This is a genomic window from Paenibacillus sp. DS2015, from assembly GCF_050433705.1.
Taxonomy (GTDB): Bacteria; Bacillota; Bacilli; order Paenibacillales; family Paenibacillaceae; genus Paenibacillus_AQ.
This window is the reverse complement of the sequence record NZ_JBNPWS010000009.1, coordinates 13,139-36,569: the sequence shown is the minus strand read 5'-3', so window position 1 is coordinate 36,569 and position 23,431 is coordinate 13,139. Positions and strand designations below refer to the sequence as shown.

Annotated in this window: 20 protein-coding genes; 4 read left to right on the top strand and 16 right to left on the bottom strand. The window is 43.0% G+C overall.

Annotated elements, in window-relative coordinates; all coding sequences use genetic code 11:
* Positions 1-95: 95 nt before the first annotated feature.
* From J2T13_RS10310 to J2T13_RS10300, 3 genes are all read right to left on the bottom strand, one after another.
* A complete protein-coding gene (locus tag J2T13_RS10310) occupies positions 96-890 on the bottom strand; it encodes a DODA-type extradiol aromatic ring-opening family dioxygenase (RefSeq protein WP_429370905.1) in 795 nt (264 codons plus the stop codon).
* Between the two features lie 89 nt (positions 891-979).
* Positions 980-1,810, bottom strand: a complete 831-nt coding sequence (locus tag J2T13_RS10305; RefSeq protein ID WP_429370903.1) for an alpha/beta hydrolase — start codon at positions 1,808-1,810, stop codon at positions 980-982.
* Between the two features lie 126 nt (positions 1,811-1,936).
* Entirely contained in the window at positions 1,937-2,143 is a 207-nt protein-coding gene (locus J2T13_RS10300; RefSeq protein ID WP_429370901.1) for a hypothetical protein, read from the bottom strand.
* A 137-nt stretch (positions 2,144-2,280) separates the two neighbouring features.
* Here J2T13_RS10300 and J2T13_RS10295 point away from each other — a divergent pair, with 137 nt between their 5' ends.
* On the top strand, positions 2,281-2,955 hold the full coding sequence (locus J2T13_RS10295) for a DUF1129 family protein (RefSeq protein WP_429370899.1): 675 nt from the start codon (positions 2,281-2,283) through the stop codon (positions 2,953-2,955).
* Between the two features lie 311 nt (positions 2,956-3,266).
* On the opposite strand, the gene J2T13_RS10290 is transcribed toward J2T13_RS10295, so the two are convergent.
* From J2T13_RS10290 to uxaC, 6 genes are all read right to left on the bottom strand, one after another.
* A complete protein-coding gene (locus J2T13_RS10290) occupies positions 3,267-4,526 on the bottom strand; it encodes a DUF438 domain-containing protein (protein WP_429370897.1) in 1,260 nt (419 codons plus the stop codon).
* A 41-nt stretch (positions 4,527-4,567) separates the two neighbouring features.
* Positions 4,568-4,795 (bottom strand): DUF1858 domain-containing protein, encoded by a 228-nt coding sequence (locus J2T13_RS10285; RefSeq protein WP_429370895.1) that lies wholly within the window; start codon positions 4,793-4,795, stop codon positions 4,568-4,570.
* 281 nt (positions 4,796-5,076) lie between these two features.
* A complete protein-coding gene (locus J2T13_RS10280; RefSeq protein WP_429370893.1) occupies positions 5,077-6,567 on the bottom strand; it encodes a UxaA family hydrolase in 1,491 nt (496 codons plus the stop codon).
* A 56-nt stretch (positions 6,568-6,623) separates the two neighbouring features.
* Positions 6,624-8,078 (bottom strand): tagaturonate reductase, encoded by a 1,455-nt coding sequence (locus J2T13_RS10275; protein ID WP_429370892.1) that lies wholly within the window; start codon positions 8,076-8,078, stop codon positions 6,624-6,626.
* A 160-nt stretch (positions 8,079-8,238) separates the two neighbouring features.
* On the bottom strand, positions 8,239-9,237 hold the full coding sequence (locus J2T13_RS10270) for a LacI family DNA-binding transcriptional regulator (RefSeq protein ID WP_429370890.1): 999 nt from the start codon (positions 9,235-9,237) through the stop codon (positions 8,239-8,241).
* Between the two features lie 134 nt (positions 9,238-9,371).
* Positions 9,372-10,787 (bottom strand): glucuronate isomerase, encoded by a 1,416-nt coding sequence (gene uxaC, locus J2T13_RS10265; protein ID WP_429371112.1) that lies wholly within the window; start codon positions 10,785-10,787, stop codon positions 9,372-9,374.
* Positions 10,788-11,078: 291 nt separating this feature from the next.
* On the opposite strand from uxaC, the gene J2T13_RS10260 reads away from it, so the two are divergent.
* A complete protein-coding gene (locus tag J2T13_RS10260) occupies positions 11,079-12,587 on the top strand; it encodes an aminotransferase class V-fold PLP-dependent enzyme (protein ID WP_429371110.1) in 1,509 nt (502 codons plus the stop codon).
* 203 nt (positions 12,588-12,790) lie between these two features.
* Positions 12,791-13,306, top strand: coding sequence for a C40 family peptidase (locus J2T13_RS10255; RefSeq protein ID WP_429370889.1), 516 nt, complete (start codon positions 12,791-12,793; stop codon positions 13,304-13,306).
* An 88-nt stretch (positions 13,307-13,394) separates the two neighbouring features.
* Here the strand turns inward: J2T13_RS10255 and ilvA are convergent, their stop codons facing one another.
* A complete protein-coding gene (gene ilvA / locus J2T13_RS10250; protein ID WP_429370887.1) occupies positions 13,395-14,684 on the bottom strand; it encodes a threonine ammonia-lyase IlvA in 1,290 nt (429 codons plus the stop codon).
* Positions 14,685-14,863: 179 nt separating this feature from the next.
* A complete protein-coding gene (locus J2T13_RS10245) occupies positions 14,864-15,475 on the bottom strand; it encodes an alpha/beta hydrolase (RefSeq protein WP_429370885.1) in 612 nt (203 codons plus the stop codon).
* Positions 15,476-15,759: 284 nt separating this feature from the next.
* Between J2T13_RS10245 and J2T13_RS10240 the strand changes: the two genes are divergently transcribed.
* Positions 15,760-16,596 (top strand): YitT family protein, encoded by an 837-nt coding sequence (locus J2T13_RS10240; RefSeq protein ID WP_429370883.1) that lies wholly within the window; start codon positions 15,760-15,762, stop codon positions 16,594-16,596.
* 453 nt (positions 16,597-17,049) lie between these two features.
* Here the strand turns inward: J2T13_RS10240 and purD are convergent, their stop codons facing one another.
* The 5 genes from purD to purF form a co-directional block, all read right to left on the bottom strand.
* A complete protein-coding gene (purD, locus tag J2T13_RS10235; protein WP_429370881.1) occupies positions 17,050-18,315 on the bottom strand; it encodes a phosphoribosylamine--glycine ligase in 1,266 nt (421 codons plus the stop codon).
* Positions 18,316-18,452: 137 nt separating this feature from the next.
* Positions 18,453-20,000: a bifunctional phosphoribosylaminoimidazolecarboxamide formyltransferase/IMP cyclohydrolase gene (gene purH / locus J2T13_RS10230; RefSeq protein WP_429370879.1), complete on the bottom strand. Its 1,548-nt coding sequence runs from the start codon at positions 19,998-20,000 to the stop codon at positions 18,453-18,455.
* Positions 20,001-20,112: 112 nt separating this feature from the next.
* Positions 20,113-20,736, bottom strand: coding sequence for a phosphoribosylglycinamide formyltransferase (gene purN / locus J2T13_RS10225; RefSeq protein WP_429370877.1), 624 nt, complete (start codon positions 20,734-20,736; stop codon positions 20,113-20,115).
* Positions 20,736-21,776: a phosphoribosylformylglycinamidine cyclo-ligase gene (gene purM / locus J2T13_RS10220; protein WP_429370875.1), complete on the bottom strand. Its 1,041-nt coding sequence runs from the start codon at positions 21,774-21,776 to the stop codon at positions 20,736-20,738. Before purM ends, purN begins: the two co-directional genes overlap by 1 nt.
* Before the next feature lie 153 nt (positions 21,777-21,929).
* A complete protein-coding gene (gene purF / locus J2T13_RS10215) occupies positions 21,930-23,429 on the bottom strand; it encodes an amidophosphoribosyltransferase (RefSeq protein WP_429371108.1) in 1,500 nt (499 codons plus the stop codon).
* Between the last annotated feature and the right edge of the window lie 2 nt (positions 23,430-23,431).

Below are 23,431 nucleotides of genomic sequence, written 5' to 3'. Positions count from 1 at the left end.
AAAGGAGGGTATCCCAGCCATATCATGGCTGGGATACCCTCTTTATTTCTTGTGACAAATTTAATTTCAGTTCATCAGGGTGATCGCTACGATTATCAATCTGGTCCGTTTGCACCAAACATCCAGCAGTTCAGACTCAGATTACCGTACTGATATTCTTGAATGAGTCGCTTCGCATGTCGTTGATCATCTGCGGCTCCCATGGCATAGAATAGGGGAACTAAGTGTTCTATCGCATAATGCGGAACGGCCTGATCTACATGTGGCGCCTTCTGACCATAATCAAACAGTGGTAACAAATCCCAAGCCTCCAGTTGCTCCGCAATCCAATCATCGAACTGCATAGCCCATGCATCCGGCTCAGTTGCCTGACCATTCACCATACGTAGATTGTGGACAAGTCCACCGCTACCTATGATTAACACATCTTCTTTACGGAGTTCTGACAACATTGCACCGATTGCATATTGCTCCTTCGGTGATCGGCGGGAATCTACAGAAAGCTCTACCACGGGAATATCTGCGTCTGGAAACATCTTCTGAAGGATGACCCAGACACCATGATCAAGTCCACGTCCCTTTACCGGAACGTAATGCAGATTGTTCGCCTGGAATAATTCATCAATGCGATGACTGATTTCAGCGCTACCTTGGGCAGGATAAGTGAGTTTATACATCTCATCAGAAAACCCATAGAAATCATGCATCGTGTCATGTGATTCATCTACAGTACCCGACTGATCAGGACTGTCCCAATGCGCTGAGAAGACAATGATCGCCTTCGGTTTCTTTAAATCCCGGCCTAATTTCTCTAGAAATCTTGTATACTCATGGTCCTCTAAGGCGAGCATTGGTGAGCCGTGTGCCACAAATAAAGAAGGTAATGTCATTGCTGTCAACCTCCATACGCCAGTATACGTTGCTATTTATATTTTACCGTGTATGAAGGTTTTTTACCAATATTCTCTTACCCTCATCACTAGATCATCCAATGCTGCCAGTCTTGTTGAATATTCTCCTGTTGGTTAAGCCATTCCTTGGTCCGATGTAACAGCTGTTTACGGTGAGCACCGGAAGAGAATGTATGATCCGCTTGGAAAATAACCTCTTTATCACAGCGCCCTTCAGGCCGCAACCAGAATACTTTCTGGTACAGAAAAGTGTAGTCCACCGGAATAGATTCATCCCCAGTTCCGTGAATCAATAGAACATCTCCAGTAAACTTCCCTGCTTGCTGAAAGGGTTGAAACGGTGCTAGGGATTCAAAGAACGTTGGTGTGAATTCATAGCCCAAATAATCGGAGAATCCTGTTTTGATAGATGTCTCATATACGTCTTTGCCTATGATTTTGACAATATCATTAAATGGATAACCAACGGATGCCCACAGCACCAGATTCTTAACTCTTTGATCACGTCCTGCAGTCAGGATAGCAACTGCCCCTCCAAGGCTATGCCCAATGAGAGTAACCCGAGTAGGATCAACATCAGCGCAGGTAAGCGCATAGTCTAGTACAGTCCGGGTCTGATTGATCATCGATTCAAGCCCTTCCCGTCCATAATCCCCCGTGCTTTCTCCACATCCAACATAGTCGAAGCGAACAACCATGTACCCCTCTTCTGCTAACTCACGCGCCGCATTAACGAATAGACGATTCACACCGACCCGGCTACCGACAAACCCATGACATATAACCACTAAAGGTATCCGATCTTTACTGCGCCCTTCTCGTTTAACAGACGAAGATGGATAATGAATATTAGCTGTCAATTCTTCTTCATTGTGCCGGATAATAATGTGCCTTTCCATGCACCATTCCCCCTTACTTTATAGGACGTTTCTTTATATTATATAAATCCGATAAGTTTAATATGAATTATGGATTTATTTTAACATCGTCCCTAGAGGAATGTCAATAAATTTACGAAGCCATCATTAATCGTAGCTTTGGAGGAACATATGAAACGTCTCCTGTCTCCCTTCCCAATCAGACATCAGATGAAATTCATTAGAGTTCTCCCATATAGAAGATTGAACATGGGCTTCATTCTCTGTTACCAGTTCATTTGCCAGCACTTCCGTATTGGACAACGCCGTAATCCCCTCTTGTGACAAATACGTACGATCTGGATTCTTATCCATACAAGTTCACTCCTTTTTCGTTTATGGTAGTCGTATCGTATTATATTCTGGTAAGGTACACCCTGATTTATTCATCTGCAGCGACTTGCATTGCTAGTGAGCTGTTCCTATACTTAATCTAGAAGGAGTTATCACCTATGAACATTAAAGCTATGATTAAAGAAAATAATCGTCTAAGAGAACAAATGACACCAGCTAACAAAGACTATTACGAGGATATCGTCGTTTACTTTAGAGATAGCGGCGCTGCACGTTTTCCCAGTGAACAATTACTGCTGGATTTAGCACACCAATTATTAGAAGCTCAATCCCAAGGTAAGAGTGCGACACAGCTGTTTGGGCCTGATCCAGAAGAATATAGCAGCCTGAAGGTAAAGAATATGCCCAAGAAGAAAACGACGTCAGGAATACGATATTATGTCATGATCCCTTGGATCGCTCTGACATTATTCTTCTTCATTGAGACAATTATTGGATTCACGGCACAATCGCTCGGTCAATCTACCGATAATATTACTCAGATCAGCGTTCTAACGCTTATTATTGTCGCTGGGGGTTCCATCCTACTTGTTGAATCTGTCACTAAATTATTGAATTCTCAGACAGAAGAAGAGCAGGACAACCCTTACCCTTCTAAACCTAAATTAACACTTAAGGGGATGGGCATATACGTAGTCATTCTGCTTATTGTGATGTTTGTTGGGTTTACATTCAGCAGCGCTCTCCCTAGCTTTAGCGTGGAGCCTTGGATAAGCCTAATGATTACCGTCATCGGAGCCCTGGGATGGGGATTATTTTTCAGAAATAATTAAATAACTCGTAGAAAGTCCATATTTGCAGAAACTCCAAGCTTTCATGGACATCTTAGAGCAGAACAAATACAAACTGAATTCCACAGTAGAGCAATATCGCAAAAGTAATTTTCCCATCTAAAAGTGCAGTGACTCAAAAATCAAAGAAGCCCTCTCAAGCATACAAATGGAGAACTCGCTCCTGTATGTTTTGAAAGGGCTATTTTTCCCGAACAATTAACTTATCATGACATCTATTTATCTCTTTGCTTAAGTGAGGATGAGTGCATCATAGGCAAGACTCGGCAAGATTCCTTCTTCCTTCTATATGGCTATTCGGACAGTATACGTTTTTGTCCCTCAATTGCGCGGATTGGAGCGATATTTTGTGTAAACTCAAGTGTGCCCATATATTGGCCTGCCTCATCACGGACGGCGAAATAACGAATATAGATAAATTTATCTTTTATCGCAATCCAGAAGTCCTCAGCATCCTTGCGGCCCGCTTTGAAATCCTCCAGTAGCTTCTCTACCACATGTACGCTTTGTGGTGGATGGCAGTTCTGCACCGTACGACCAATGACAGCTTTAGTTCTAGCAAATATACGTTCCTTCCCGTGAGAGAAATAACGAACAACGTCGTTCTCATCAATAAACGTCAGATCCACAGGCAAATGATTCAGCACCGTCTCCAACTGGTGTAACGATAATAGCCCTGTCTCAAAGCGGATAAACCCTTGCGGTGCAGTTCCTTCTCCTTCTTGCTGCTGTACGGTATCTTCTGGATCTGCTGCCCGCTCCGGTATCCATTCCTGTTCTGGCGATGTCAGACAGAAACCAATCTCGTCACTCTCCCGCGCAATCTTGACCCATTCGTCCTCGGTTAGCTTCTCTAGTGCCATCGGCATTAGAATATTTTCCTCTTTAAAAATCATCTCGTTGACTTCCTTAATCATATGCGTAAGTCGTTCGCCAATCTCTATTTTGTCCCCATTATATTGACTAAGAAGTACCTTGGCTTCTTTAATCATGCCACGGATCCCATCGTCAACGCCCCACATCACCTTGGTAGGTCCGAAAATCCCGTATTTCTCGAGGTATGGAAACAATAGATTTTCTTTCCGACTGTAGTGCTTATCGAGATCCAACAGTAGGTTTAAATCCTCCAATAACTTAAAGATCATTTCTTCACTGTCATTTTTCTGGAATTTACCCACATGTAATTCTAGGCGGAAATTTATCAACCGTTCAATTTCACGGTTCTCCAGCTTGAATGTATGCACAGGGTGCCCCGGTTGCTCCTCCGGTTTAGAAGAGCGATGAATTTGTTCAATTGATCCTTTGAATATCGCCGTATGCACCGAGCACAAACGCTGCACCTCAGATACCGGTATGCCCTCTTCCGTCATCAGCGAATGCTCCATAGCTGAAATCTCCGCCACCGTAACGTCACCGACGGCTTCGGCGAAGCGCGCTTTGACTTCCTCCACACTCTTACCTGCATGTAGCTCTTTGATGATCTCCTTAAGCATGGCTTGACGGCGGGTTTGCTCCGGTACATCCACTTCACGATTGTTAATTAGTTCGCTCATTCGTATCCTCTCCTTATCGAATCCTAGTTAAATAAGATGATCTATTCTAGAACCTTGAACCCATAGTGCTGAAAAGTCAGCTTAACGGTGTCGATGTCCATTTTTTTCAACTTAATTCCTTTAGACAAGGTCATGAATCGACCTGCAGTCTGCAACATACCCGGTTTGACAATATCGCAAAATCCCAGTTCAACCATAATGTCGATGACCTCTGGATATCGATTCACCCATTCATATATCGATTCTTCCATCTTTAGCACCTTTTCCATGTGCCTCTTCTCCTTTATTGAGAACTCTTCTCAAACTCAGATTATCATGGAGACTATCAGAGGATTGTGATTCCAATCACAAACAATAAAAGATGCCTTCGACCACACAAATTCAAAAATACTCACACCTAACTTCAAGGCATCACATCATTATTTTCCATAGCAAAAAGACTATCCCTTCCTGAGCTACACCTAATGGTTAGACGCGACTAACCATTGGAGGTGCAGTTCAAGCGAGAGACAGCCTCTTATTCTGATTTATTCGAATGGACACTGGCTTATTATAGCGTTACACCTGTCTTAAATATCGCAATTTCACGGAAATTATTCTTCTCATTATTGACAGGTTCACCACTCGCAACATGAATAATGTAGTTAATAAAATCGCGTAGCACCTCATCCGCCGAGCCATCCTCTACCAGCACACCCGCATTGTAATCGATCCAGTGACGTTTAGCTTCATACAGAGGAGAATTTGTGGACACCTTCATGGTTGGCACGAAGGTGCCAAAAGGAGTTCCCCGCCCCGTAGTGAAGATGACCAGTTGGCACCCTGCTGCCGCAAGTGCGGAGGAGGCTACCAGGTCATTGCCCGGCGCATTGAGCAAATTTAACCCTTTGTGGCTAATAGACTCCCCATATTTCAATACATCCATAACGATGGAGGTACCAGATTTCTGTGTACAACCCAGTGACTTATCCTCCAATGTAGTGATTCCGCCAGCTTTATTACCTGGAGAAGGATTCTCGTATACCGGTTGTTTGTGATCCAGAAAGTATTGTTTGAAATCATTAATCAGATCGACGATCTTGTGGAAAACAACCTCGTTTGCTGCTCGCTCCATCAGAATCTTCTCTGCGCCGAACATTTCTGGTACTTCTGTGAGGACTGTTGTACCGCCCTGAGCGGCCATGTAATCCGACAGGCGTCCCAAAAGTGGATTAGCTGTAATCCCCGACAGACCATCGGATCCACCACACTTCAGACCTATTTTTAGCTCAGATAGGGCCACCTCTACACGATGATCATCCTGTACATGATTGTAAATCTCCTTCAGGAGCTTCACACCCTCTTCAACCTCGTTATTCACTTCTTGGGATACTAGGAACTTCACACGATTCTCATCGTAACATCCGAGCGACTCTTTAAATTCCTGCATATTGTTGTTCTCACAACCCAGTCCGAGCACAAGCACACCGCCCGCATTAGGATGCTTCACAGCATTGCCTAGAATCGTACGGGTATTAGAATGATCATCCCCTAATTGGGAGCAGCCATAGCTGTGCTTCAGCACTAGCAGATTATCGAATGGCGCAATATCTCCGATCTCAGCTCTGAAGGTGTTAATGATTTGCTCAGCCACACCATTTACACAACCGACCGTTGGAACAATCCACAACTCGTTGCGAATTCCTACAGCTCCATCCTTACGTCTATAACCTTTGAAGGTCAGATTCTCCATAGAAAAAGGATTCGCTGTCAGCTTCTGTTCGAAGCTGTACTCCTCTACCCCTGTCAGATTGGTCTTGGTGTTATGTGTATGCACCCATTGACCCGGCGCGATAGGCGCTATTGCGTGACCGATCGGGTAACCGTATTTCAATACATGTTCCCCCTCGTTAATAAGGTTCAGTGCAATTTTATGACCTCTAGCAATGGCCTCCGTTATTGCAATTTCCTTCATACCGATCACGATTGTGTCACCCACGCTATAATCTTTGAGTGCCACAGCCACATTATCGACTTCATTAATTTGCAGTATCTCTTTCATGATCTTCGTCCTCCTTGTATACCTCCACAATCATAATCTTAAGGGTGTACAGACTATTACATGACAAGTTGCAGAGCTAACTTCATCCCCGCCTTCTCGATCGCAATTAAACCTTCAGTAACCTTGTCCGTAAGTCCAGCCACTTCATTCAGATTACAGCCCCAATGATGAGATGCTGCCAGTACATCCGTAACCAGCCCATGCAGACCATCATCTGTACCGTCACAGTCGTTCCACAAGGAAGCGAACCATTCCAGAATATCTGCATCGTCGGTCAGTTGGATCATTTCGTCTTTCCCTCTTCGCCCACTATAGAAGGCAATCAATGCACTTAGTGAGAAGACAAGCTTCTTAGGCAACCGACCTTGGGATTCCGTATATTGCAGCAGGGAAGGAAGATCTCTTGTCTTGAATTTGGATATGGAGTTGAGTGAGATACTCATTAGATAATGCTGAACAAAAGGATTCCTGAACCGTTCAACAACATCCTTAGCGAAAGAATGTAGCTCCTCCTGTGGTAAGTCTAGTGTGGGTATAATCTCATTCGAGAGTAGTTCCCTAACATAACCCCCAACCACCTCGTGATCAATGGCTTCTCCTACTGTTTCCAATCCATACAGATAAGCTACAGGCATGAGTGCCGTATGAGCACCATTCAGAATAGCCACCTTCCGTGTTCTATAAGGTGTCATATCGTCGACTACAAGTACATTAAGACCTGCCACTTCGGCTGGAAATTCTTCCTTAATCCATTGCGGTCCTTCGATTACCCATAGATGATATTGTTCACCAACCACAATGAGTCCGTCCTCATATCCTAATTCTGCTGTCATTTCAGGGATCGAATCTCTCGGATATCCTGGGACAATACGATCTACTAAACTACAGCAGAAAGTGTTGGCTTCCTCAATCCAGCTTACGAATGCTGGCTCCAGCTTCCACAACTCTGCATATTGAAGAACGATCCTCTTCAACTTCTCTCCATTGCGATCAATCAACTCACATGGAATAATAATTAGTCCTTTATCCACTCGCCCTTCCATAGCTTGGAATCGGCGATATAGAAAGGCAGTCAATTTGCCTGGGAAACTGGTCTGCGGCTTATCATCAAGCCGATCATTAGCATCATAAGCAATCCCCGCTTCTGTCGTATTGGAGACGACAAACCTCAGATCGGGGCTAGCGGCAAGTGCCATATAATCATCATGATCACGGTATGGATTAATCCCTCGACTAATGCTATCCATCACCGCATGTTCTTTCACCGCTACGCCATCCTTCATGCCTTGTAAATACAACGTGTACAGCCCATCCTGTTCATTTAATTTATCGATCATTCCCTGCTCTAGTGGTTGTACCACAACAACACTTCCGTTAAATCCGCTCTTACGGTTCATTTCATGAATCATCCAATCAACGAACGCTCTAAGAAAATTACCCTCGCCAAATTGAAGCACTTTCTCTGGGGGCGTAACCCTAGTATTCCGTGCACCTTTATTTAAGGATTGCATGACAATTCCCTCCATCTTCAAGTTGTGATTTCAAATTAATGCACACGTTAACAATAATTCATTCTATCAACATATATTGTGATGTTATTCACAATATTGTTGAAAAATTAGTGCAGTACTTAGAAATAACATTCTATTTCTGAGGGCTGCACCTAGCCGTTTATATTTTACAAACAGAATCTCTAATCATAAGCTTGGTGTCGACGAATATTTTCTCAACGGGATGATCTGGCGTCTTGATGATTTGCAAAATTTGGTGTGCACCTTCGATACTTATTTGTTCAATGGGTCGCTTCACAGTCGTTAGAGCTGGAGTTGTAAAATGCGCAAATCCAATGTCATCAAACCCAACGATGGATAACTCATGTGGAATCGATATACCATGATCAAATGCTGCCCTCATCGCCCCGATCGCCATATCATCATTAGAACAGAATACGGCTGTAGGTCGTAACGTTAGTTCCATAATGCGTTCCATGGCCTTGTAGCCACTGTCCATATCATAACTCCCTTGTAGAAAATACTGCTCTCGAATCGGGATTTCATGCTGAATCAATGCCTTCAAGTAGCCATCCTTACGTTCCTGAGTAGACTTGAATCCTTCCATACCCTCGATAATAGCTATCCGTTCATGCCCCTGAGCAATGATATACTCTACTGCCTTGTAGGCCCCTTCTTTATCATTCGGCACAATATTAACAACCGAACGTTCTTCCACCTGACGATTTAACACAACAAATGGAATTCCACTCTGTAACACGTGATAAATAAAGGCATTGTCCACATCACTTTGACTCATTAAGATGATGCCGTCGAATCTCTTCTTGTTAATAGACAAGTAATCCTTGTAGTCATCAATCCCTCTTACGAATAAGTTATAATTCTCGCTAATTACGCTATTCACACCACGAATCACGTCTGAGAAGAAGCTTGATGATGTTCCTGTCGTCATACTGGTGAAGAATACACCTACGGTATACGATTTCTGCATCACTAGACTTCTTGCATTGTAGTCAGGTGTATAATTCAACTGAGCTGCGAGGTTCATAATTTTTCGCTTGGTAGCCTCTTTAATTAGTGGACTATTGTTAAGTGCACGAGACACCGTTGTATGAGAGACGTTAGCCAATTTCGCAATATCTTTAATTGTGGCTGACATGTTCTTACCATCCTTATCGTCGCCTACATCAGCTGGCTTTTCATTAAGAATAACACAAGAGCCTCTGTACCCATAGCTCCCCCTAGTCCTACTCTGCCACCTTAGGTTTGGTTATTGTTCATTACTCTATTGAATCAGGATACAACGTTAGGGAAGTTGAAATATTGCTTGGCGTTATCGTAGCAGATCCCTTTGACTAGACCACCTAGAAACTCAGGATCATTTGGTACCTCTCCCTCTTCCACCCATTCCCCAATCAAGCGACACACCAATCTTCTGAAATACTCATGTCGAGTATAAGATAAGAAGCTTCTGGAGTCTGTAAGCATCCCAATGAACTGGCTAAACACACCCAAATTGGATAAGACCTTCATCTGTTCAAGCATGCCATCTTTGTTATCGTTGAACCACCAAGCCGTACCGAACTGCATTTTACCTGCTACACCGCCACCTTGGAAGCTTCCTATGATACCTGCGAGAACAATATTATCTTTAGGATTAAGGGAGTACAGAATCGTCTTAGGTAGGCATCCTTCTTTATCTAATCCATCTAACAATTTCACCAGCGGCTTAGAAATTTCATTATCATTCATAGAATCATAGCCCGTGTCTGGCCCCAACTGATTAAACATCCGGGTGTTATTGTTTCTCAGTGCGTTAATGTGTAGCTGCATCGTCCAATCCAGTTCTGAATATAACTTGCCTAGGAACGTAAGCGTGTATGTTTTGTATTTCTTCTCGTCTGTAAGCGATATCGCCTCACCCTTTAAGGCTTTAGCAAAAACATCAGCTGCCTCTTCCAGGGTAGACTCTTCGTGCATCATGGTATCGATCGCGTGATCGGACACGCGCCCTCCAATAGCATGAAAGAATCTAACACGTGATTCTAACGCTAGTAATAGCTCATCATAGGTGGTGATAGACGAACCCATAGTTTCAGATAAGCGACTTATCCAAGGTAGATAACCTTCTCTTGTAATCTCGAGGCCTTTATCAGGTCTGAAGCTAGGTAGAACGCTTACATTAAAATCCTTAAGTTGCTGAATTTGCTTATGATACTCTAAAGAATCGGCAGGATCATCTGTTGTGCATACCACAGTCACATTGGATTTCGTAATTAGATCTCTAGCTCCAAATCCTTCGCCTGTCAATTGAGCATTCACCTTATCCCAGATCGCTGGTGCACTCGTCTCATTAAACACATCATAGATACCGAAAAACCGCTGTAACTCTAAATGTGTCCAATTGTACAGCGGATTCCCTATAATCATAGGCACCGTTCTTGCCCACGCCATAAATTTATCGTAATCACTAGCATCTCCCGTTACATATTGTTCGGGAATACCGTTAGCTCTCATCACTCTCCATTTATAATGGTCACCGTACAACCAGGCTTCCGTAATATTCTTGAACTTCTTGTTCTCAAGTATTTCTTGTGGGTTCAAGTGGCAATGATAGTCGATAATCGGCATGTCCTTAGCATAGTTCTCATATAGATCTACAGCAATAACTGTAGTTAATAAAAAGTCTTTTCCCATAAATTCCTTCATTCCATTCACCATCTCTTTCTCCGATTTGGCCCAACGTTATAATTAGTACTGAACAAATCAACATTATAGCTGTATGCACATCCATAATGTTCACGTTAACATTTTGTTGACGCCCTTAGTTTAACTCAAGTGAGCTGCACATTTCAATACGTTTTTTCGCACATCCCTAAATAAATCACATCTAGGCTTTAACCCAAATCCAAGATGCTACATATACTGAAATGACCACCTATGTGAACTTATCGAATCAACTTCATTCTATTACCGCTGGAGGAATGCTTCTTGCTCAACATACAACCTACTGACCAACCTACTGATCATTCAGATCATCCTCGTTCATCCTTATTAGAACAATATTTCCAACCCTTTCGTAACCATACGATCGGAAATCGCTGTTATTATCAGACCCCATACGGTAGAAAAAAGATCATTTATGCGGATTATGCAGCCAGTGGGCGTCTATATGAACCTATTGAATGGGCCCTTTCTCATCGATTTGGTCCCTTCGTAGCTAATACACATACAGAAGATAATATAACGGGCATGACCATGACCAGGTCATATAAGGAAGCTCGGGATCGGATTAAACGTCATGTTAACGCGAGTCCACAGGATGTTCTGATTATGACGGGTTCAGGAATGACAGATGCTATTAATAAACTTCAACGTATTCTAGGACTAAAAATACCTCAATGGATCCAAGAACACACGACCGTAACAGAAGAGAGCCGTCCTGTTATCTTTATTAGCCATATGGAACATCATTCGAATCATCTAACTTGGTATGAAACGATTGGAGATGTAGTCTGTATAGATCCAGGAAAGAACGGTGAAATTGATCCTCATCAGTTAGAGCAATCCCTATCACAATATAAGCATCGTTCATGCAAGATTGGATCTTTTACCGCCTGTTCCAACGTCACAGGATTCCAGACCCCTTACCATCAGTTAGCACGGATCATGCATGAGCACGGTGGGATATGCTTTGTTGATTTCTCTGCGAGCGCTCCTTATGTGGATATTAACATGCACCCTCCTTCTGCTATGGAGAAATTAGATGGTATTTTCTTCTCCCCGCATAAATTTATTGGGGGTCCTGGGAGCAGTGGGATCGTGATCTTTGATTCACGACTCTATACCAATCGTGTTCCTGATCATCCTGGTGGTGGAACGGTGCTGTGGAGTAATGCTTGGGGGAAACATCATTACCTCTCCGATATAGAGACACGTGAAGATGGTGGGACACCCGGTTTCCTACAGACAATACGAGCAGCGCTGTGTATTCAATTGAAGGAAGATATGGGCATCAGCCAGCTTATCCAACGGGAGCATGAACTAGCCACCCTATTGATGGAGGAATTAACAGGGATCCCTGAGGTATTTATACTAGGGGGTGAATCGAAAGATCGACTCGGAATCGTATCTTTCATAGTTCAAGATATCCATTACAACTTAATGGTGAAGCTCTTCAGTGACCGCTTCGGCATTCAGGCTCGTGGTGGGTGCTCCTGTGCCGGACCTTATGGACATTACTTACTCAACATTAATAAAAACACCTCTCATCAGATCACAGACCAACTCAATGAAGGTGACTTTACACATAAGCCTGGGTGGGTCCGAATATCGATGCACCCCATCATGACGAATGCTGAAATATACGAAATTGTAGCTGCCATCCGCTCGATCATCGCTCATATCGGATGCTGGAAACAAGACTATCACTACGATCCATCTACGAATAATTGGCGTTATATATATGATTCCTATGAGTTTGATATCAAAGAGTTGTTCATTCTGTAATCATATTGAGAAGAAACGGCTGCGCCGTCCTTTCAAGGGACGGCATCCGTTTCTCGTAAAAATATAAGGATCATTTATTATGTACAACATATAAATTCTTATATTTTAGAAAAATAACTATACTGTCATCAAATAGTAACGTTATTTTCCTCCAAATGGGTTATTATCATAGGATATGATTTAGAAATGAGGAGAATAACGCTATGAACAAGAAAGCAGTATTACTAATGAGTCTAATTCTAGCAGTGAGCATGACTGGATGGACATCTGTCTATGGAGATGCTTCTAAGACAACAACACAATCGGCCGAGACGAGTTCAGCCAGCACCACTAAAAGTTCACTTACGACTTTAAGACAACAGGTTGCCACTTTTGCACAACAATATATAGGCTCAGATTATAAATATGGTGGTGTAACCCCAGACGGATTTGATGCTTCTGGTTTCACGCAATTTGTGTATAAGAACTCAGATGCACACATAACACTTGAACGCTCCGTGCTGGCACAATTCAAGAAGGGTCAAGCCATTGGTTCTAAGAGTCTCAAGGCAGGCGACCTCGTCTTTTTCAAAACAGATGGAAAAAAAGCCTCACTAGTTGGCATTTATCTTGGTAATGGAGAGTTCATTGCCTCGACAACCAAAGGGGTAAGAATTCAGTCCCTAACTACTAGTTATTATAAAGAAGCCTACCTCGGTGCAAAGCGGATGTTGAAATAGTACTTGTTAAAAAAAGAAGTCTAACTTTAAGGTTTAATGACTTAAACCATAAAGATGACTTCTTTTTTTATTATTCTGTACGAAGCTTCTAGAATAACAGATTAAATAGATTTAAATCCTTATTCAATTCCGTATACTCGAAGCCCTTACGGTTCATTCTTTCAATTAAGGCACCATAATCCTCTTTAGAATCTAGTTCAATGCCGACCAGCGCAGGGCCGTTCTCTTTGTTATGCTTTTTGGTATATTCAAAGTTCGTAATATCGTCCTCGGGTCCAAGCACTTCTTCAAGAAATTCGCGTAGCGCACCCGCACGCTGGGGAAAATTGATCATGAAATAATGTTTAAGCCCTTCGTAAATCAGTGATCTTTCCTTAATCTCCTGCATACGAGCGATGTCATTATTGCCACCACTGATAATACAGACCACCGTTTTCCCTTGAATCTGCTCACGATATAACTCTAGAGCTGCAACAGGCAATGCACCAGCAGGTTCTACAACAATCGCATTTTCATTATATAATTCAAGAATCGTTGTACAAGCCTTCCCCTCTGGAACCTTAACTACGTCATCCAACGTACGCACGCAAATATCAAAGGTTAAATCACCTACGCGTTTAACCGCAGCACCATCGATGAATTTATCAATCTCATTTAGTGTGACGACTTCTTTACGTAATAGAGCCTCACTCATGGAAGCAGCTCCCAGTGGTTCCACGCCTATGAGTTTCGTTTGAGGGCTCATCGTTTTAATGTACGTACCTACGCCCGCAGCTAATCCACCACCACCGATGGTTACAAATACATAATCCGCGGAAGAATTTAAGTCTTCCATTACTTCCATACCGATCGTACCATTACCGGCAATAATACGAGACTCATCAAAAGGATGAATAAACGTCATCCCTTGTTCCGCACAAGTCTTCATAGCTTCAGCATAAGCGTCATCATAGGTGTCACCCGTTAATACGACTTTAACGTTCTCCCCACCGAAACGTCTGACTTGCTTTACTTTCTGATTAGGCGTCGTACTTGGCATATAAATTTTACCTTGGATTCCTAGCGTTTTGCAGGAAAATGCTACGCCCTGAGCATGATTACCTGCACTTGCACAGACAATCCCCTTAGCTAATTCTTCTTCTGAAAGACTCCGAATCATATTATATGCTCCACGTATCTTGAAAGAGCGTACGATTTGTAAGTCCTCTCTTTTCAGATATACGTTGCAGTTATATTTCGCCGACAGTACAGCATCCCATTGAAGCGGGGTACGTACGATGACTTCCCGGAGCACATGATGTGCCCGTACGATATCTTCCATATTCACTTGAGCCGCTTTCAATGGCACTGTATGTGCTTCTCCATCCGTCTTTTTCATTGTCTCACACTCCACTACTTCTGTATCAGCGCCAGCGCTGTTCTTCTATATTAGTAACGTACTCTTTTCACCACTTTTTTTCAAGCACAACAACGATTTGACAAGAAGAAACCTCCAGAAATAATAATCGGAGGCCTCTCATAGTACCATATACAATAATTCCTTACTAGGCTCAACTTTTACGACTCGAAATGTTTACCAAACCATTCGGTAGCAGCTTCAATCTCTGTCCGACTTAATTGATGTCCATAATTCTCCCAATGCAGATGCATTACCGCTCCTGCTCCAGTCAATAATGCAACTAAATCCTCAGATTCCTTGGCAGGACAGATCGGATCGTTACGCCCTGCTCCAATGAACACAGGAATTCCCGTTAAATCGGGGAGCTCCTTATCACGCAGTGGTACCATCGGATGGTGAAGAATGGCTCCTTTGAAGGCATCCTCATAGTGAAATAATAAACTACCTGCAATGTTAGCTCCATTCGAATAACCCACTGCTACCATGTTTTGACGGTCAATACTATACTTTTCAGCTGCTTTATCTAAGAAAGCGTACACTTCTTTGGTACGCACCACTAGATCTTCAAGATCGAATACACCTTCAGCTAACCGACGGAAAAAGCGTGGCATCCCATTCTCCAATACATTTCCTCGAAGACTCAGAATAGATGATGTCGGAGAGATCATGTCTCCAATGGACAGTAGATCCTCTTCCGTGCCGCCCGTACCATGAAATAGAACGAGTGTGGGTGCAGATGTGTGACTTCCTTGTTTAAAAATATGCTTCATAACCCTATCTCCTCCTTGTGTGCTTATGTTCATGTAGAAAGATCTCAAATTAATCACCTTAAAACTATCTTTAAATTAAGATTATTAATTAAATGATATATAAAATAGTGAATGATTACAAGCTCTGATTTATCGGCTCAACACCTGTATGTGCTCAATAATCATCTCCTACATTATATAAAACCTTGACATAATTGCAAATAAACGATATCATCTTAGTTTTGCTGCTCTTATGAGATGGTTGGCATTTATTCTTCATTTTATTAAAAAAAGGCGGAAGTTAGATGAAAAAAAGACTCATTGATATTCTATTTATTATACTAGGTTCTTTCATTTTTGCCCTCGCAGTTAACCTATTTGTTATTCCGAATGAATTCGGTGAAGGTGGCGTAACAGGGATAACGATTATTCTCTACTACGTATTTCAATGGTCCCCAGGGCTAGTGAACTTAATCATAAATGCATTCCTGCTGATAGCAGGGTATAAATTTTTGGATAAAACAACGACGATCTACACGATCATTGCCGTGATCTTCAACTCACTCTTCCTCCATTTGACAGAAAGCTGGAACATCCCATCGGATGAACTGATTCTCAATGCTATTTTTGGAGGTATTTTTACAGGGGTAGGCATCGGGATGATTATACGCGTCGGAGGGACGACTGCAGGAACGGCTATTCTAGCAAGAATGACAAATAAATATCTAGACTGGAATATTAGCTACTCTCTACTCTTCTTTGACCTAATTGTTGCTTTCTCTTCTTACTTCATCATTGGAGCAGAAAGTCTAATGTTTACGATCATTATGCTCTACGTCGGTACCAAGGTCATGGACTTCATTATAGAAGGACTCAATTCCAAAAAAGCCGTGATGATCATCTCCACCCAGCAGAATGAAATTGCTGACCAAGTGAATGTCATGATGGACAGAGGCGTTACTGTGCTCTCAGGGCATGGCTATTATACCAAGTCAGCTAAAGAAATTCTGTATATCGTTATTAGTAAACAAGAAGTATCTATGCTCAAAAAAATCGTTAAAACGATCGATAAAGAGGCCTTCTTAACCATTCATGATGTACGTGATGTTTTTGGAGAAGGGTTTGTGGATATTTCTAAATAGACTAAATCAGGATCTAGTGTCGGACGGATAGTGTGTGAACAAGTCAAGTTGACTACTTTGGTTGAATCTCAAATGCATGTAAAGAGGCCTTCCTACGATCAGGAAAGGCCTCTTCTAATATGATCATTCTAGATGATCATTATATATCATCCCGCTCTTGTTCCCCCGTATTACAATTACACATTAATTCACTATAAGTGCGTGTTCAAAAAGTCGACTTTTCAGCACTAAAGTGCATGCTTACGATGTTGCGTTTCTTTGAAACGCCTCAGAAGATTGGATGAAGCAAGGGAGTGAGGAGCGGAGCTACACGTTTTCGTGGAAAACGAACTTCGGAAGCATGCGCTTGCAGTACCTACGTGAGCACCGGAAAGACCGGCTGAATTCAATCTTCGACGTCGATTAGGCCTCTTGATATGCTTCGTGATCAAAAGATGACTTTTTGAACAACCTCTATATGAGAGCTTTAGCTGCAATATCCGTCCGAAGATGCTTACCTTCGAATTGAATACGATCCGCCTCACGATAGGCTGAAATACGCGCTTCGGCTATATTCTGCCCTAAGCCAACCACACCAAGCACGCGTCCACCATTCGTCACCCATTCGCCAGCTTCATTCTTTGCTGTTCCAGCATGAAAGACAAGGGCATCCGTCTTATTATCTAGCCCCTGAATCGTAATGCCTTTAGAATAGGCTGCAGGGTATCCACCTGATGCAAGTACGACACATACTGCGGCCTCTTCACTCCACTCGATCGGGATGTCAGCTAGTGTTCCGTTCACAGCTGCCAGCATAATCTCAAGTAAATCAGTCTTAAGTCGTGGTAACACAACTTGCGTCTCTGGATCTCCAAAACGAGCATTGAATTCAATGGTCTTAGGAGTCCCATCAGGGGAAATCATCAACCCTGCGAACAATACACCACGAAAAGGACGTCCTTCCGCAACCATAGCCTTCGCTGTCGGCTTAATAATCGTTTCAATGGCTTCATCAATGATAGAACTAGCGATATGTGGTAAAGGTGAGTACGTACCCATTCCACCCGTATTAGGTCCTTGATCATTGTCATAGACTTGCTTATGATCCTGAGCTGCTACCATCGGTCTCACGATTTCTCCATCTACGAATGCAAGGATCGACATCTCTTGCCCTGCAAGGAACTCCTCAATAACCACTTGAGCCCCCGCTTCACCAAATACTTTATTAACCATAATGTCACGCAAAGCAGATTCAGCTTCATCCAGCGCGAAAGCAACAGTTACACCTTTACCCGCTGCAAGTCCATCCGCTTTAATGACGATGGGCAACTCCTGCTTAAGCAAATACGCCTGTGCATCTTCGTAGTTATCGAATTTCTCATAAGCGGCTGTAGGAATCTTATACTTATGCAATAAATCTTTCATGAATGTCTTACTACCTTCAATAGCAGCTGCATTCTGACGTGGCCCGAAGACCGGAATGCCTTTAACTTCAAAAGCATCCACAATGCCGCCAACCAATGGATCATCAGGTCCGATGACTACGAACCCGATATTCTTTTCTATAGCAAAAGCTGTTAACCGGTCGAACTCACCTACTCCAATGGGCACACATTCTGCGATGTTTTCAATGCCTGCATTACCTGGCGCGCAATAGATGCGTCCTGCCTGAGGACTTTTCGCCAATGCCCATACGATGGCATGTTCACGACCACCGCCACCAACGACTAATATATCCATGTTCGCCCTCCCAGCTGATTACCTAAACGATTCATTTGTATCAATCATTTCATTCATTTCGTTCTATCTCACAACAAATCTATAGCCCCAATAGAGAGTATCCTGACTCTAATGGGACTATGATATTTAAGATCTTTCTAGTGTTTAAAGTGTCTTACGCCTGTAAATACCATTGCAATTCCAGCCTCATTCGCCGCTTTTATAGATTCTTCGTCTTTAATCGAACCACCGGGTTGAATGATAGCCGTAATTCCTGCCTTAGCTGCAAATTCCACGGTATCTCCCATAGGGAAAAATGCATCCGAAGCTAACACTGCGCCCTTAGCTTTTTCACCCGCTTGCTCAATCGCAATTTTAGCAGAACCTACACGGTTCATTTGGCCTGCTCCGACACCTACAGTCATATTATTTGATGCAAGTACAATCGCATTAGACTTAACATGCTTAACTACTTTCCATCCGAACAACAGTTGTTTTAACTCTTCCTCAGTCGGCTGGCGGTCTGTTACGACCTTCAAATCTGAAACATCTACTGAATGAACGTCACTCTCTTGAACGACCATACCTCCGTCAATGGAAGTGAATAGGAACTGGCTACTACGTTCTTTAGATGAACCGAATTCGCCCATCTTCAAGAGACGAATATTTTTCTTCTTCGTCAGAATTTCAAGTGCTTCTGCTGTGAAATCAGGAGCAAGAATAATTTCTAAGAAAATCTCTTTGAGTAATTCTGCAGTATCTGCATCAATTGTACGGTTTGCAGCAACAATCCCACCAAAAATGGACGTAGGATCTGCATTGTACGCTTTTTGATAAGCTTCGTGAATATTAACTCCCGTTCCTACACCACAAGGATTCATGTGCTTAACAGCTACTACTGCGGGTTCATCGAATTCCTTCACAATTTGCAGCGCCGCATTCGCATCATTGATATTATTGAATGATAGTTCCTTACCGTGGATCTGCTCCGCTGTTGTTAGCGTGCCTTCAGGAGCGAGTGGTTTACGGTAGAACGCCGCTGTTTGATGAGGATTTTCACCGTAACGTAGATCTTGAATCTTCTCGTAAGTCACTGTTAAGCGTTCTGGTAACGGATCACCTGTCACATTCGACAAGTAATCTGAGATTAGAGCGTCGTATGCCGCCGTGTGGCGGAAAACTTTTGCCGCGAGCCGTTTGCGAGTCTCCAGTGTCGTGTCTCCACCCTTGCGGATTTCTTCGAGCACAGTACTGTAATCGCCAGAATCTACTACCACACTTACAAAAGCATGGTTTTTAGCGCCTGAACGAAGCATGGTAGGTCCACCAATATCAATGTTCTCAATGGCTTCTTCGTACGATACGTCTGGCTTAGCAATGGTATCTTGGAAAGGATACAGGTTTACGACAACAAGGTCGATATAACCAAGATCCAGTTCTTTCATCTGTTGTTGATGTTCCACATTGTCACGTACGGCAAGTAAACCGCTGTGTACAGCTGGATGTAATGTTTTCACACGCCCATCCATAATTTCGGGGAACCCTGTAACTTCTGAAATTCCAATAACGGGTACACCTTCCTTGGCAAGTAAACTACTTGTGCCACCCGTAGAAATGATCTCCACACCTAATGCAGACAGTTCGCGGCAAAAATCCACGATGCCCTGTTTATCTGATACGCTAACTAGTGCTCTTTTAATACCCACGAATAAGATCCTCCTTTATCTGTTAAAACGATAACATTCGATTCCACGACCATTATTTCCCGAGAAATATCGAAATTACTTAGCAGAGTCGGTAACTGCTGACGAATTGTAGTTATTTGTTCGGATCTATCCTTGTTATATGTCTGCCTTCTATCACAATCTGACCTTGAGCAAACCAAGATACGACCTGTGGATACAGCTTTTCCTCGATGTCATGTATAGCCTTCGTCAATGATTTCAACGTGTCGTCTACGTTGATTTCAACACTTCGCTGAGCGATAACAGGCCCCGTATCCATTCCTCCATCAACCAAGTGAACCGTAGCTCCCGTCATCTTCACACCATACTCCATTGCCTGTCCTATAGCATTCGTACCTGGGAATGCAGGAAGTAATGATGGATGGATGTTAATGAGACGTCCTGCATATCTATCAACAATAACGGATGTTAATAGACGCATATAACCCGCAAGAACTACCAACTGTATATCTAGCGACTCTAGTTGTGTCACGATCTCATGCTCATACTCCTCACGAGAAGTATATGATTTAGGCGTAAATAAATGAACCTTTATTCCAGCATCTCTGGCACGCTTAACGACAGGAGCCTCAGGTTTATCGCATACAAGCAATTCAACCTTAGCTCCGCCTAATGCCCCATTAGCGGAAGCATTGACTAAATTCTGAAAATTACTGCCCTCTCCAGAAGCAAATACGGCAATCCGGTAATGACTCATTACACGTCAGCCCCTGTAAAAGTCACGATGGATTCTCCTTCTGTAACACGGCCAATAATATATGCTTCTTCTCCATTGTCTTTGAGAATACTTAGTGCTTCTGGTGCATCTGCAGCACTAACAACCAACACTAAACCAATTCCCATATTGAAAGTTGTAAACATATCACGATTCGAGATATTACCCGTTTGCTGCATCAACTCAAATATCGGCAAAATTGGCCAAGAATTATAAGTAATATCGACATCCACATGGTCCGGTAGCATACGTGGGATGTTCTCTATAAACCCGCCACCCGTTATATGTGCCATCCCTTTTACATTCAGCTTCTCAATCAAGTTTAGTATTGGCTTCACATAAATCTTAGTAGGTGTAAGTAGCGTATCTCCAAGCTTACCGCCAAGTTCTGCTATTTCCTCCTGTAAGCTATAACCCGCTTGTTCCAACAGAAGCTTACGTACTAGAGAAAAACCATTACTGTGCACTCCACTTGATGCAAGACCAATCACAGTGTCTCCTGGAGCAATCGTTGTTCCGTTAATAATCTTGTGCTTATCCACAATCCCCACAGTAAAACCAGCAATATCATATTCTCCTTCAGAGTACATGCCTGGCATCTCAGCCGTCTCGCCACCGATCAAAGCACAGCCAGATTGATAACATCCCTCTGCAATTCCAGCTACGATCGCTTCGATTTTCTCTGGTAATACTTTGTCACAAGCTAGGTAATCAAGGAAAAAGAGGGGTTCTGCACCCTGTACGATAATATCGTTCACACACATAGCAACCGCATCAATGCCAATCGTATCGTGACGATCCATTGCAAAAGCAAGCTTCAACTTCGTACCCACACCATCCGTACCAGACACTAGTACGGGTTCATCATACTTGTCCTTATTCAATCCGAATAGCGCTCCAAAACCACCAAGATCCGTCATGACTTCTGGACGCATGGTACGTTTCACGTGCTTCTTCATTCGTTCAACTGCTTCGTTACCGGCTGCGATATCTACTCCAGCACTTTTATAGGCTTCAGACACTTGTAACAACACCCCTTCCGTTAATGGACAAGCGATTCTATATACTCTTAGACAACTCTACTTAATCCTTATATAGAAAACTTCTACATAGCATTAATGATTAATGTGTTAAATCAGTTATTGAATCAGTTAACACACTCTAGCTGACGTGTATTAACAGCCGCAGCCACCCTTCTCCTCACCATCGAAATCCAACGTCGTTGGATATTGATTGGTGAAACAAGCGAGACATAGGCCCCCATTCTCATCACTAGCATTATCCCCGCCCACGGCAGCGATTAGGCCCTCTGTACTTAAGAACGCTAGAGAATCAGCGTTAATTTCACGGCATATTTCTTCAACCGTACGGTAAGAAGCGATGAGCTCTCTACGATCAGGCGTATCAATGCCGTAATAACATGGATTCTTAAAAGGAGGTGAAGTAATTCTGACATGCACCTCAGTCGCTCCTGCTTCACGTAACAAATTGACAATACGACGAGAAGTTGTACCCCGAACTATTGAGTCATCAATCATGACGACACGCTGACCTTGAACGACACGACGCACAGCACTGAGTTTCATTTTGACACCTTGTTCTCGCAACTCTTGACTTGGCTGAATAAATGTACGACCTGTATATTTATTCTTGATCAATCCAAGCTCATAGGGAATGCCAGTCTGCTCGGCATAACCAATAGCGGCAGAGATACTTGAATCTGGAACCCCAGTTACAATATCAGCATCAATGAACGCCTCCAGCGCCATTCTACTCCCCATTCTTTTACGTGCCGCATGCAAGTTAGTACCATTCAAATCACTGTCAGGTCGGGCAAAATAAATATATTCCATCGAACATATCGCCTTCTTCTGTGGTGCTATAAAGCGGTCTTCCCGTAAACCATCAGCGTCAAGTACTAACAACTCGCCAGGTCGAATATCACGTACTAGTTCAGCTCCAATAGTCTCTAATGCACACGTCTCAGAAGCAAATATATAGGCATCCCCTAGACGACCCATCGTGATCGGACGAAGTCCATTCGGGTCAGAAGCCACAATTAATTTATCGTTCGTCATGATGAGAAAAGCGTACCCACCCACGATACGGCTCAGCGCATCTTTCGCTGCTTCCACAACATCTTTAGGAGAGCGAGCGATCAAGTGAGCAATAACTTCTGTATCACTCGTCGTCTGAAAAATAGAACCCATCTGTTCTAACTCACGCCGAATCTGTGGTGCATTCACGATATTACCGTTCGTAGCAATCCCTAAATCTCCATCCCGATATTTGAACACTAACGGTTGTGCATTCGTTAGACGACTATCTCCGCTTGTAGAGTAACGTACATGTCCAATTGACATATCACCCACTAGAGAGGCCATTGTATCTTTATCGAACACTTCTTTGACCAGTCCCATACCTCGGTGGTAGTTGAAATCTTTACCATCCGCTACACACATACCACAGCTTTCTTCTCCACGATGCTGCAGAGCATGTAGACCATAATAAGAGAGCGAGGTCGCCTCGGAATGACCAAACACTCCGAAGACACCACATTCTTCTTTTAACGTATCAAAAATATCATCCTTACCTGTACCTTCATTATAAAAGTCACCGGTCCACAACTGAGAAGGAATCTTGGATGACAATTTGGCATCATTTGCAATCAACATAT